This is a genomic window from Variovorax dokdonensis, from assembly GCF_030316895.1.
GTDB lineage: Bacteria > Pseudomonadota > Gammaproteobacteria > Burkholderiales > Burkholderiaceae_C > Variovorax > Variovorax dokdonensis.
The window spans coordinates 1,070,429-1,083,148 of the sequence record NZ_JASZYV010000001.1; the positions used below are offsets into that span (position 1 = coordinate 1,070,429).

Annotated in this window: 12 protein-coding genes; 6 read left to right on the top strand and 6 right to left on the bottom strand. The window is 66.4% G+C overall.

The features are described 5' to 3' along the window. Positions 1 to 14: 14 nt before the first annotated feature. Together denD and QTH91_RS04965 are read right to left on the bottom strand one after the other, a co-directional pair. Entirely contained in the window at positions 15 to 1,031 is a 1,017-nt protein-coding gene (denD, locus tag QTH91_RS04960; protein WP_286658905.1) for a D-erythronate dehydrogenase, read from the bottom strand. Then, positions 1,028 to 1,867: a FadR/GntR family transcriptional regulator gene (locus tag QTH91_RS04965; RefSeq protein ID WP_286658906.1), complete on the bottom strand. Its 840-nt coding sequence runs from the start codon at positions 1,865 to 1,867 to the stop codon at positions 1,028 to 1,030. The genes denD and QTH91_RS04965 overlap by 4 nt, the downstream gene beginning before the upstream one ends. A 162-nt stretch (positions 1,868 to 2,029) precedes the next feature. Here QTH91_RS04965 and QTH91_RS04970 point away from each other — a divergent pair, with 162 nt between their 5' ends. The 6 genes from QTH91_RS04970 to QTH91_RS04995 all read left to right on the top strand — a co-directional run bounded on the left by QTH91_RS04970 (position 2,030) and on the right by QTH91_RS04995 (position 7,529). Then, positions 2,030 to 3,103, top strand: a complete 1,074-nt coding sequence (locus QTH91_RS04970; protein WP_286658907.1) for an ABC transporter ATP-binding protein — start codon at positions 2,030 to 2,032, stop codon at positions 3,101 to 3,103. A 69-nt stretch (positions 3,104 to 3,172) separates the two neighbouring features. After that, on the top strand, positions 3,173 to 4,504 hold the full coding sequence (locus tag QTH91_RS04975) for an ABC transporter substrate-binding protein (protein WP_286658908.1): 1,332 nt from the start codon (positions 3,173 to 3,175) through the stop codon (positions 4,502 to 4,504). A 196-nt stretch (positions 4,505 to 4,700) separates the two neighbouring features. Next, complete coding sequence (locus QTH91_RS04980; RefSeq protein ID WP_286659621.1) at positions 4,701 to 5,606, top strand: carbohydrate ABC transporter permease; 906 nt, start codon at positions 4,701 to 4,703, stop codon at positions 5,604 to 5,606. Between the two features lie 26 nt (positions 5,607 to 5,632). Further along, positions 5,633 to 6,475, top strand: a complete 843-nt coding sequence (locus tag QTH91_RS04985; RefSeq protein WP_286659622.1) for a carbohydrate ABC transporter permease — start codon at positions 5,633 to 5,635, stop codon at positions 6,473 to 6,475. Between the two features lie 125 nt (positions 6,476 to 6,600). After that, entirely contained in the window at positions 6,601 to 7,065 is a 465-nt protein-coding gene (locus tag QTH91_RS04990; RefSeq protein WP_286658909.1) for an EVE domain-containing protein, read from the top strand. A 5-nt stretch (positions 7,066 to 7,070) separates the two neighbouring features. Next, the gene (locus QTH91_RS04995) at positions 7,071 to 7,529 is read left to right on the top strand and encodes a hypothetical protein (RefSeq protein ID WP_286658910.1); all 459 of its coding nucleotides are present in this window, start codon (positions 7,071 to 7,073) and stop codon (positions 7,527 to 7,529) included. A gap of 9 nt (positions 7,530 to 7,538) precedes the next feature. Here QTH91_RS04995 and QTH91_RS05000 read toward each other — a convergent pair whose 3' ends face one another. The 4 genes from QTH91_RS05000 to QTH91_RS05015 all read right to left on the bottom strand — a co-directional run bounded on the left by QTH91_RS05000 (position 7,539) and on the right by QTH91_RS05015 (position 12,644). Continuing rightward, on the bottom strand, positions 7,539 to 10,247 hold the full coding sequence (locus QTH91_RS05000; RefSeq protein WP_286658911.1) for a sodium:solute symporter family transporter: 2,709 nt from the start codon (positions 10,245 to 10,247) through the stop codon (positions 7,539 to 7,541). Then, a complete protein-coding gene (locus QTH91_RS05005) occupies positions 10,244 to 10,528 on the bottom strand; it encodes a hypothetical protein (protein WP_286658912.1) in 285 nt (94 codons plus the stop codon). Before QTH91_RS05005 ends, QTH91_RS05000 begins: the two co-directional genes overlap by 4 nt. Positions 10,529 to 10,532: 4 nt before the next feature. After that, complete coding sequence (locus QTH91_RS05010) at positions 10,533 to 10,904, bottom strand: response regulator transcription factor (RefSeq protein ID WP_286658913.1); 372 nt, start codon at positions 10,902 to 10,904, stop codon at positions 10,533 to 10,535. Between the two features lie 150 nt (positions 10,905 to 11,054). After that, complete coding sequence (locus QTH91_RS05015) at positions 11,055 to 12,644, bottom strand: helix-turn-helix domain-containing protein (RefSeq protein WP_286658914.1); 1,590 nt, start codon at positions 12,642 to 12,644, stop codon at positions 11,055 to 11,057. Positions 12,645 to 12,720 lie beyond the last annotated feature (76 nt).

Here is a 12,720-nt window from a genome sequence, read left to right on the forward strand (position 1 = left end):
AGCTGTGGTGGGCGTCAGTTCAGTCCCTTGAGGGTCTGGTCGGCGTTGGGCAGGGCGCGGCAATCGTCGATGTACTGGCGAATGATCTCCGCGAAGGTCTTGTGCGGCTTGAGCCCCAGGCGCTCCGCGCGCGCGCCGGATGCACCGGTGGGCCAGTTGGCGACGATGTTGGCGATGCGCTCGTCGCGCTCGAATTTCACGCGCGCCCGCACCGCGCTGCCAGCCACTTCTTCCAGTGCATCGAGCATGTCGGCGACACGGATGTTGAGCGCCGGCAGGTTCAGGGCGGTGCGGCCGCAGAAGGCTTCGCGCGTGGCTTCGTACACGGCAATCAGGCCGTCGACCGTGTGCGCGGGCGACGACATGGGATGCGAGACATCGGGCGAGACCGGGCAGATGGCTTCGACGCCTGCCAGCGGCTCACGGATGATGCCGCTGAAGAACGAAGACGCCGCGCCGTTGGGCCGGCCTGGGCGGACCGTGACGGTCATCAGGCGAGCGGCGCGGCCATCGATGTAGCCCTTGCGCGTGTAGTCGGCGATCAGGTGCTCGCAGATGAGCTTCTGCGTGCCGTAGGAAGTCTGCGGCGTCGGGAGCGTGTCGTCTGCCACCACCTTGGGGAAGGCCACGGCCGGATCGGGCCCGAATACCGCGATCGAGCTGGAGAAGACCAGCCGCGTCGGCGTGCCGCCGGCCTCGGTGCGGGCGCGCAGCGCGTCGAGCACGGCACGCGTGCTGTCGAGGTTGGAGGTCAGGCCGAGCTGGAAATCGGCTTCGCATTCGCCCGATACGGCGGACGCCAGGTGAAAGATGCCATCGAAGGCTTCGGTCTTGAGCGCTTCGGTCTGCGAAAGCAGCGGGCCGGTGCGCGCTTCCACGCGCGGGTCGGCCAGCAGATCGGCCGGTGGCGGCGCGATGTCGGTCAGCACCATGCGTTCGATGCGCCGGCCTGTCAGCTCGCCGCGCGCCAGCAGGGCCCTGGCCAGCCTTGCGCCGACGAAGCCGCCGCCGCCTGTGATCATGAGTTTCATCGGGTGTTCTCCTTGATTCGCTTGGATTGTCGGTCGGCGCGCACGGCCGGGCGTGCGCGAGCCGGGGATCGGGGGGCGGGGGCCGGCGTCAGCACGCCGCCTTCGACCAGGCGCTGACGGCCGCGGCCGATGTGGCGCAGGGCGCTCGCGCGAGCCGCGTCGGGGTCGCGCGCTGCAATGGCGTCGACGATGGCGCGATGCTCTAGCTGCACTTCCTGCATGAAATCGAGCCGGCGTGCTTCGTTGCCGCGCGTGATGCGCATGCCCTCGCGCAGGTACTGTTCGAGAAAGCCCAGCAGCAGGCCGAACTGCGGATTGCCGCTGGCCTCGCCGATGGCGCGATGAAAGGCCAGGTCTTCGGCCACGCCGTCGCTGCCCTGCGCCACCGCCGCGTCGATGGCCTTGAGCGCGCGGCGGATCGCCGCCACCTGGGCGCGCGTGGCTCGCTCGGCGGCCAGCGCGGCGATCTCGCCCTCGAGCACGCGGCGAACCTCCACCACGTGCACCACCGCCTCGACCGAATCGAGAACGCTGGGATCGAACGCCAGCGGCAGGTTGCTGGGCGCGGCCATCACATAGACGCCGGAGCCCTGCCGGGCAGAGACGAGCGAGCGTGACTTGAGTTGGTGAACCGCCTCGCGCACCACGGTGCGCGACACGCCGTGCGCCGTAGCCAACTGCTGCTCGGTGGGCAGCCGCTCGCCCGGCGCCAGCTTGCCGGATTCGATCAGGCCGGCCAGGCGCTGCGCCAGACGGTCGGAGAGGCGGTCTGCCGGTTGCCGCAAGGGCAGCGGCGACAGTACGGCGGGCGGTGGATTTCGGGGCGTTTGGAGCACGGTAATCAGGTCATCATACAAATTTCTCAGGGTTGACACGTATTGGTTTGCCCGGATGGCAAGTGGCCTGACCAGTGCGGATACTGCCTCGCATCGAACGGGGGCCGGTGCGGCTTCCCCGTGGGTGAAACCGCTTTCTGGTTTTCCTGGAGATTGCATCGCATGGCAAGTGTCACGATCCGGTCGGTCAAGAAGCGCTTTGGCGAAGTGCCGATCCTGCATGGCGTCGACATCGACATCCCGGACGGCTCGTTCACCGTCCTGGTCGGTCCATCGGGCTGTGGCAAGTCCACCCTGCTGCGGCTCATAGCGGGGCTCGAGGAGATCAACGGTGGCGACATCCTGATCGGCGAGCGCCGCGTGAACGACTTGCCGCCCAAGCAGCGCGACATCGCGATGGTCTTCCAGAACTACGCGCTGTATCCGCACATGACGGTGCGCGAGAACATGGCCTTCTCGCTGGCGCTGGCCAAGGCGGACAAGGCCACCATCGAAGCCAAGGTAGGCCGTGCGGCCGAGATCCTTGCACTGTCGCCGCTGCTCGCGCGCTATCCACGGCAGCTGTCTGGCGGACAGCGCCAGCGGGTGGCGATGGGCCGTGCCATCGTGCGCGATCCACAGGTCTTCCTGTTCGACGAGCCGCTGTCCAACCTGGACGCCAAGCTTCGCGTGGCCATGCGCAGCGAGATCAAGGAACTGCACCAGCGCCTTGGCACGACGTCGATCTACGTGACGCACGATCAGATCGAGGCGATGACGATGGGAGACCAGATCGTGGTGATGCGCGACGGGCGGATCGAGCAGACCGGCGACCCGCTGTCGCTCTACGACCATCCGGCCAACCAGTTCGTGGCGGGTTTCATCGGTTCGCCGGCGATGAACTTCCTGCCCGGTGTGCTGCGCACGAGCGGTGGGCAGGCACATGTCGAGCTGAGCGACGGTACGCGGCTTGCCGCGCCGCGCAACGCGGGCGGGCAGGATGGCCAGCCGGTCGTCTACGGCACTCGGCCGGAACACCTCATGCTGGCTGGCGCCGAGGGCATACCGGCGCAGGTGGCGGTGCTCGAGCCGACCGGCATGGACACCTTCGTGGCCTGCCGCCATGCCGGCACCGAGCTTTCAGCCGTGTTCCGTGAGCGCCATGCCTTTGCGCCCGGCACCGTCATCCATCTGCAGCCCGATCTGCAGCGCGCGCATCTGTTCGATGCGGCCACTGGCCAGCGGCTGGTGGCCTGATTCCAGCACCCCCTTGTCTTTCGAAGGTTCCGGGAAGTAGTAGTTCAACACACGAAACAGGAGACACGAATGAACGAGTTCAATCGCCGCAAGTTTCTGGAGGGTTCCGCCGGCATGGCAGCGGCCGCGTCGCTCGGCGTGGGCGGGGCAATGTTCGCCACGTCCGCCAACGCCCAGTCCGCGCTGACCTTCAAGCCGGAAAAAGGCGCCAAGCTTCGCGTGCTGCGCTGGAGTCGATTCGTTCAGGGTGACATCGATGCCTACATGGCGAACGTGAAGGCGTTCACCGAGAAGACGGGCGTCGAGGTGCGCGTGGACAACGAAGGCTGGGAAGACGTGCGTCCGAAGGCGGCGGTGGCGGCCAACACCGGCGCCGGCCCGGACATCATCCTGTCGACCAACGACGATGCCAACCTCTATCCGGACAAGCTGCTCGACGTCACCGATCTGGCGGAGTACCTGGGCAAGAAGTACGGCGGCTGGTACCCGGCCGTGCAGCAATATCTGCGGCCTGACGGCAAGAAGTGGATCGGCCTGGGCCTTGGCGCTGCCGGTTCGATGATCGTGTATCGCAAGAGCATGGTGGAGGCAGCCGGCTTCAAGGAGTTTCCCAAGGACACGGCCGGGTTCCTCGCCCTGCACAAGGCGCTCAAGGACAAGGGCACGCCTGGCGGCTATGCACTGGGCAACGCGACAGGCGACAGCCTGTGGACCAACTGGTTGATGTGGTCGCATGGCGGCCAGCTGGTCGACAAGAGCAACAAGGTCGTGATCAACAGCCCCGAAACCCTCAAGGCGCTGGAATACGGCAAGCAGCTCTATCCCAACTTCATCCCGGGCACGCTGTCGTGGCTTGACCCGAACAACAACAAGGCGTTCCTCGACGGCCAGATCGCGGTGACCAACAACGGCATATCGATCTACTACGCGGCCAAGAACTCGCAGGACCCGAAGATCAAGGAAATGGCGGCCGACATCTTCCACGCGCCGTTCCCGATCGGGCCGGTGGGCGTGCCGACGGAGTCGCACCTGTTCTTCAACCAGATGGTGATGAAGTACACCAAGTACCCGAATGCGGCCAAGGAGTTCCTGCGCTTCATGATGGAGCGCGAGCAGTTCGACAAGTGGCTCATCGGCGGCGGCGGGTACGTTGCGCAACCGCTGGCAGCCTATGAAAGCTGCCCGATCTGGACCTCCGATCCCAAGCACATGGCCTATCGCGACTGCGTGAAGAACATGCGCCCCACCGGCTACGCCGGCAAGCTGGGGTATGCCTCGGCGGGTGCCGGCGCCGACTTCATCGTCGCCAACATGGTGGCAGAGGCCATCAGCGGATCCAAGACGCCACAGGAGGCGATGGAGCGCGCCCAGAAGCGCGCCGAGCGCTACTACAAGGTGTGATCGCAGCACCCCCGATCCGTCTCGCTGCGTTTGCCTGGCAAATCCAGTTGCGCGGGAGCCGCGAAGTGCCTCGCCTTCGCCGGGCGACGGAGACAGAAGGGTCGGGTTGTCGGACTTGCAGGAGTAGATCTTGAGCAAGGTTGTTGTTGAGACGATGGGCCGGGCTGCGGCTGCGCAAGCGGATGCCCCGCCGCGGATGAGCCTCATGCAGCGCTTCCAGAACAGCCGCAACGCGCTGGGCTGGGCGTTCATGGTGCCGGCGGCGGTGCTGCTGCTGCTGTTCCTGACCTATCCGCTCGGGCTGGGCACCTGGCTTGGCTTTACCGACACCAAGATCGGCCGGGCCGGCGAATGGATCGGGCTCGAGAACTTCGTCTTCCTGGCGGGCGACAGCGTCACGCAACTGGCGTTGTTCAACACGATCTTCTACACGGTGATCGCCAGCATCGCGAAGTTCGGGCTGGGCCTTTGGCTGGCGCTGCTGCTCAACAAGCGACTGCCGTTCCAGAGCTTCTTCCGCGCCGTGGTGCTGCTGCCCTGGATCGTGCCGACGGCGCTGTCGGCCATTGCCTTCTGGTGGATCTACGACGCCCAGTTCTCGATCATCAGCTGGGCGTTGGTCAAGCTGGGGCTGATCGACCACTACATCGATTTCCTGGGCGATCCGTGGAACGCCCGCATCTCCACCATCATCGCCAACGTCTGGCGCGGCATTCCCTTCGTGGCGATCTCGCTGCTGGCGGGGCTGCAGACCATCTCGCCGTCGTACTACGAGGCTTCGGCCATCGACGGCGCGACGCCGTGGCAGCAGTTCCGCCACATCACGCTGCCGCTGCTGTCGCCGATCATCGCGGTGGTGATGACGTTCTCGGTGCTGTTCACCTTCACCGACTTCCAGCTGATCTACGTGCTCACGCGCGGCGGCCCGCTCAATGCCACGCACCTCATGGCCACATTGGCTTTCCAGCGCGCCATTTCGGGCGGGGCGCTGGCCGAAGGGGCCGCCATCGCGACGATGATGGTGCCGTTCCTGCTGGCGGCCATCATGTTCAGCTACTTCGGCCTTCAGCGCCGTGCCTGGCAGCAAGGGGGCGACAAGTGAAAGAGGGCAAGGACGAAAGCAAGGGCATGGACTTCCTGCAGTCCATGCCGCGGCGGTGGGTGACGCTGTACATCCCGATGGCCGCCTTCGTGTTCATTCTGTTGTTCCCGTTCTACTGGATGGGCGTGACATCGTTCAAGCCAGACAACGAACTGCTGTCGCGCGACGGCAATCCGTTCTGGATCATGGCGCCCACGCTCGCGCACTTCGAGAAGCTGTTCTTCCACACCGAGTACCCGGCGTGGTTGTGGAACACCATCGTCGTCTCGGTCGTGTCAACGTTCATCTCGCTGGCGTGCGCGGTCCTGGCGGCCTATGCCATCGAGCGGCTGCGATTCACCGGCGCCAAGCCTTCGGGCGGCGCGATCTTTTTGGCCTACCTGGTGCCGCCGTCGATCCTGTTCATTCCGCTGGCGTCGATCGTGGTCAACCTGGGCCTGTTCGATTCGCGGTGGGCGCTGATCCTCACCTATCCCACCTTTCTCATTCCGTTCGCGACCTGGCTGCTGATGGGCTACTTTCGCTCGATCCCCTTCGAGCTGGAAGAGTGCGCGCTGATCGACGGCGCCACGCGCTGGCAGATCCTCATCAAGATCATCCTTCCGCTGGCGGTGCCGGGGTTGATCTCCGCCGGCATCTTCGCCTTCACGCTGTCGTGGAACGAGTTCATCTATGCGCTGACCTTCGTCTCGTCGTCCGAAAACAAGACAGTGCCGGTGGGCGTGGTGACGGAGCTCGTGGAAGGCGACGTGTACCACTGGGGGCCACTGATGGCCGGCGCGCTGATGGGCTCGCTGCCGGTGGCGTTCGTCTATTCCTTCTTCGTCGAGTACTACGTCTCGGGGCTGACGGGTTCGGTCAAGGAGTAGCGCCCTGCGGGCGACTGCACAGGGCGTGTACATGCGCCGGATCACCCGCGCAGGGCTACGCAAGTGCCCGGCCTTATGCGACCATCGTTGCTCCCCCGTTCACGCAAGCACCCTGAGGTTTCGCCATGCCCCGTTACTGGCTGATGAAGTCCGAGCCCGACGAATGCTCGATCGACGACGCGTTGGCTGCACCCGATTCCACCGTGCCCTGGACCGGCGTGCGCAGCTACCAGGCGCGCAACTTCATGCGCGACCAGATGCAGGTGGGTGACGGTGTGCTGTTCTATCACTCCAGCTGCCCGCAGCCGGGCATCTACGGCGTGGCGGAGATCGCGTCGGGCACGCGTCCCGATCCGACCCAGTTCGACCCTTCGTCGCCCTACTACGACAGCGATTCGAAGCCGGAAGAACCGCGCTGGCTGCTTCTGGACGTCAAGGCCCTGCGCAAGACGCGCATGCTGTCGCTGCCCGAGATGCGCGCCACACCGGAGCTGGCCGATATGGTGGTCCTGCGGCGCGGAAACCGGCTGTCGATCACGCCGGTGGAGCCGGCTCACTGGTCGCTGATCGTGAATCGGTTGCTGGCTTGATGGTCATGGCCGACGATCCGACGCCCGCGATCCGGCTCGAAATCTCCGAACAGGACATGCGCTTCACGTGCGTCGCCGGCGACGACGTGGAGATCACGTTGGGTACGCGCCGCATGGGGGCCGGTGGCTTCCGGCGCAATCCGCCGGCAGAGATCGAGATCGAAGAGGCCATTGCCGTTGTCGAGGACGCGCTCATGCCGGTGCTGCAGAAACTGCCGTCTCCAGCCGTCTGGCGCACGCGGGACGAAGCGGCACGCGAGTTGGCGATCAATGCGCTGGGCTTTACTCCGCCGGGCGTTGCGACCATTGACGATGTGGAGCGCCTCTTCAATGCCATGGCCCGCGCATCGGCGCTTGGAAGCTGGGCGGGGGCTGTTCCCCTGGATGCCCGGCAGGCCGCATACCTGCTGATCCTGCGCGAGTGTCTGCACCACGCCGGTGTGCGCGCCATACGCATCGAGTGACGTACCGGCTCACCCGGTGACCCGGATCGGAAGCCGAACGCGGAACCACGCCCCGGAGGCACTGTCGACCAGCGCCAGGCTGCCACCCATGCGACGCATGATCTGCCAGCTGATTGCCAGCCCGAGGCCCGCGCCCTGCGATGCGCTGTAGGTCTGTGTCCAGCCACGCGAGAACTTCTGGAACAGGCGATCCCGTTCATCGGCGCGCAGGCCCGGGCCGTTGTCCTGCACCATCACGTCCAGCATGCCCTCGTGCACGGCGCTGACGATGCGCACCTCAGGCGCCGGATTCGTGTTGTGCTTGATGGCGTTCGAGATCAGGTTGATGAACACCTGGCTCAAGCGATCGGCGTCGGCCATCACCTGAACGCCTTCGAGGCGGCTGTGATCCTGAAGGCGGACGCCGCCTGCAGCCACCAGGCCCTCGCAAACAGCCAGTGCGTTGGACAGCGCTTCGCGCGGTGCGACCGGCCGCAGCTGCCATTGGGCGTCGGAACCCTCGAGCACGCTCAGGTCGAGGATGCCGTCGAGCAACCGCGTCATGCGGATGCTCTCGTCGTGGATGATGCGAAGGAAGCGCTGGGCCTGCTGCGGATCGGGCTCGCGAGTGTCGAGCAGGATCTCGGAGAACGAACGGATCGACGTCATCGGCGTGCGCACCTCGTGGCTTACCTGGCTGAGGAAGTCGTCCTTCTGGCTGTCCAGGCGGCGAAGCCGTTCGTTGGCTGCCTGCAATTCGCCGGCGGTGGCGGCCAATTGGCGCGATTGAGCTTCGAGCTTGGCGCTGTAGTCGCGCACGCGCTGCGTCTCGTCGGCAATCTTCACCAACTCGTTCAGGCTGATGGTCTCGCCGGTCACGACCTGCGAGACCATGGCGCGCGCCGTCGCCGCACCCACGCTGCCCGCCAGCTTGCGCTCCAGTTCGGTGATGATCGCGTCGTCGGCCATCGGGTGATGGGGCTGCAGGTCGTGGGCGGTGCGTTCGCGGCCGGCGAAGAGCGCTCGCGCCTCGTTCACGCCGATCAGGCGCTGGGCCAGCACGTTGAGGTCATAGGCGGCGGCCGAGCGGGTGACCACGCGCGAGGTATCGACGCCCTGGTGTCGAAAGACATCCACGAACAGGCTGCCCTGCAGGTGCTCCAGCGGCTTGGGCTCGCCCAGCGCCGAGACGATCACGAACAGACCGGTATTGAGCAGCATGCTCCAGAACACCGAATGCACCAGCGGGTCGAGGCCCGTCAGTCCGAAGAGGGCGTAGGGCCGCAGCAGCGAGATCCCCCAGGGACCCTGCGCCAGGTCTGCTGCGCTGAGGAAGAAGGCACCCTTGAAGCTCGGCAGGAACAGCGTGTAGGCCCACACCGCCACACCCGCCAGCAGGCCCGCCATGGCGCCGCGAGCGGTGGCACGCCGCCAGAACAGGCCGCCCACCAGGCTGGGCAGCAGTTGCGCCGCGCCGGCAAAGGCGATCACGCCGATGGAAGCTAGCGCGTCACCTTTGCCCGACAGCCGGAAGTACAGGAAGGCCAGCGCAAGGATGAAGCAGATGGACAGGCGCCGCGAGCCCAGCAGGAAGCGACGCACCTCACCGCTGGCCCGCAGTGGAAACCAAGGCAGCCGCAGCGCGATCGGCAGCAGGATGTGGTTGGACATCATGGTCGACAGCGCGATGCACGCCACGATCACCATCGAGGTGGCCGAGGAGAAGCCGCCAAGGAATGCCAGCAGCGCTACGCCATGATGTTCGGCCCAGATGGGCAGCGTGATGACGAACATGTCGGGGTTGGCGCCGGCCGGCAGCCAGTGAAGCCCGCCGATAGCGATCGGCAGCACGAACAGCGTCAGCAGCAGCATGTACAGCGGAAACAGCCACGAGGCGGTGCGCAGGTGGTCTTCATTGGTGGCCTCGACCACCGTCACCTGGAACTGGCGCGGCAGGCAGATGATCGCGGCGCCCGCCAGGAAGGTGAGCGTGATCCACCGCGCGCCGAAGACCTGGTCTTCTCGGAGCATGCCAGGAGGCATCCGCGCGAAGACCTCGGCCGGGCCGCCGGCAATGCCCACCACCACCAGCAGTCCCACGACCACCAGCGCGAGCAGCTTGACGATGGCCTCCAGCGCGATCGCCGCCACCACGCCGTGGTGCCGCTCGTTGGCGTCGATGTTGCGCGTGCCGAAGAGTATGGTGAACAGCGCCATGCCGGCGGCGATCCAGAAGGCCAGTTGGAAGTTGGGCCGTGTGGCCGGAATCCCCTGCAGCGCCTCCGGGCCGGAGCCGCTGATGACCTGGAAGCTGTTGGTCATCGCCTTGAGCTGCAGCGCGATGTAGGGCGTGGAGGCGGCCACCGCGATCAGTGTGACCAGTGCCGCGATCCAGGCGCTCTTGCCGAAGCGCGAGGAGATCATGTCCGCGATGGATGTGATGCGGTGCAACTGGCCGATGCGTACCATCTTCCGCAAGAGACACCACCAACCGACGAAGACGAGCGTCGGGCCGAGGTAGATGGTCGCGAACTCGAGGCCGCTGCGCGCCGCCGTCCCGACGGCCCCGTAGAAAGTCCAGGACGTGCAATAGATGGAGGTGGACAAGGTGTAGACCACCGGCGACCGCAACCAGCCGAACTGGTCGCGCCGCGCGCGGCGGTCGCCGACGAAGGCCACGACGAACAGCAGCGCCACATAGAGCAGCGCGGTGGTGAGAACGACGTTGGCGGCGATCACGGCCGTCGTGCGACGGGCGGTGCGCTGTCGACGGGCGGCTCGCCCTGCGGCTGTTGCGCGCCTTCGGGTGGGGGCGAGTCCCGCAAGCGGGTCGACAGCACACCCGCCGCAAGCACGAGCACGCCCCAGATGCCGAACAGGTACAGCACGATCAGAGGGATGCCGAAAAGCATGCGCCCAGTGAAGAGCGTCACCAGCGGCGGCGTGAGCAACAGCAGTCCGACGACGGGCAGCAAGGCCGCCAGATTGCGTGCGCGCGGCGAGGGCGTGCGCCGTTCCATGCCGTCAACGGCCGACCAGCCGGCCCACCACCTCGAGCAGCTCGCGATTGGAAAAGGGCTTGGTGATGTAGGCGTCGGCGCCCATCGCGGTCGCTTGTTCGCGGTCGTGCGCCTGCGCCTTCGCCGTCAGGATCAAGACCGGGATGTGGGCCAGCCGCGCATCGCCCTTGAGCGCCTTGAGCACTTCGAAGCCGTTGCGCTGCGGCAGCATCACGTCGAGGATGAGTGCGTTCGGCGGATTGCTATGGCGCATGGCCGCGAGCGCTGCTTCACCGTCACCGACGCTGTCAACGTCATAGCCTTCGCGGCGCAGGATGAAGTCGAGCGACTCGACGATGTTCACCTCGTCCTCGGCAATCAGGACACGCAAGCCCAAGTGGTCTCCTTCGTGCACGGCGTTGCCCGGCCTGATTGCCGGCGCTGTCGCGGTGTTGTCGTTTCCCGCCGTGCGCAGCTTTGCCTCCCTGCATTCACGTTCGGCTTTCAGTTTAGAGCCCGCCGGGCGCCGTGTTGACTGCGAATTGCCCTAGTGGACATCGCGTGCAGCCACCTTGTGTCCGGCGTCCACGATCGGGGCCTCCTGCCTCCACGCGCAGTCGGCCCGTGGGCAGATGCGGCAGCCGTGGCCGACCGGCAGGTGCGGTGCATGACTCGAGCAGTCCAGCCCGTCGGCGCTGGCCAGCGCATCGGCGTGCAGGGCGTCGCAGACGAGCATGACCGACAGCAGGCGGCGCGGCAACGGCCCCCGGGGGGTGTCCTTGTCGATGGCCCGCGCCATCATCAGGAAGCGTTCCCCCCCCGGAAACTCCACCATGGCACGCAGGTCGCTGCCGGGCGTCTGGAATGCGCCGTGCACCGGCCACAGGGGGCAGGCGGCGCCGTGTCGTGGCAGCGTCAGGTTCGGCAGCGCGAAGCGCTTGCTCACGTGGCCGGCGGCGTTGGCGCGCAGGAAGCCGAAGCGCAGACCTTCGGCGCCGGGTCGCCGCAACGTCGTCAAGCGGTGCGCTGCCTGTTCGAAGCTGCAGCGAAAGCGTCTGCACAGGCGATCGATGTCGTGCCGGGTCGACGTGGCGAAGGTACGGAAATCTTCGTAGGGCATCAGCACCGCCGCGGCGACGTAGGCCGCCAGCGCGATGCATGCCCGTTCGCGTGCCGTATCGGTGGCGAGCTCGGGCGCCTGGTCGACGATGGCCTGGATGGGCACCTGTGCGCCGAGGAGCGCGGCCGTGCGGGCGAGCAGGAAGCGGCGGCTCGACCCGCTGGAAAAGGCGCCCAGCGTGACGGTGCGTGCTTCGGGATCGAACCCTGCGGCATGCTTGCCGCTGCCGGGTGCGTCCTCCAGCACCACACGCACGTCGTGCGTCTTGCTCAGCCAGGCGGCCAGCCGCGCCCCCTCCTGGCCGGGCTGTAGTCGCGCCTCGCGCCGCAGGGATTCGGCAACGGCTTCGAGCGTCGGAAAGTGGTTGTCGTGCGCGGCAACGAAGTCGTCGACTTCCTCTGCCGGCGAGAGCGAGCGGGTGTGCGCCTGCGCGCGGGTGAAGAAGCTCGCGAGCGTCTGGGACACGGAAGAAAGTCGGCGGCTGTCGCCGGCCACGATCGAGACGAACCGCTGTCGATCAGCCAGTTCGAGCCGGTCATCGCTTTCCAGGATCTCGGCGGCCGACCGGATGGCGGCCACGTGCGTGATCAGCGTGTGCACCGAATCGCGAAGCATGGGGTCCAGGTGCAGCCGGTCCGACAGCGCATTCACGGCTTCGCCCCGATCGACGAAGGCGCGGTGCAGGTTGACCACGGCGCGCGCCCAGTCGGGTTGGCGCGCGGCCAGTTCCTCGGCGCCGTCATGCCCCAGGCCCAGCGGCGCCAGCAGCGGCAGGGACGACAACTCCCTCAGTTCGTCGGCAAGGCGCCGCTCGGCGGCGCCATCCAATCGTTCGACGGGCAGGGCGAGCGCATCTGCAATGCGCTTGAGCAGTGCGCCGGCGATGTTGCGACGGTTTCCTTCGATGAGGTTGAGGTACGAGGCTGAAATGCCCACACGCTCGGCCAGTGCGGCCTGTGTGAATCCACTTGCCTTGCGTTGTTCGCGCACCTTGGTGCCGATCAGCATGCGTGCCATGGTCTTCCTATCGTTGGCTCCGTGCCAACCCTTGGTTCTGCTGCGCCGCAATGTCAATGATTGACGGATTGACAGG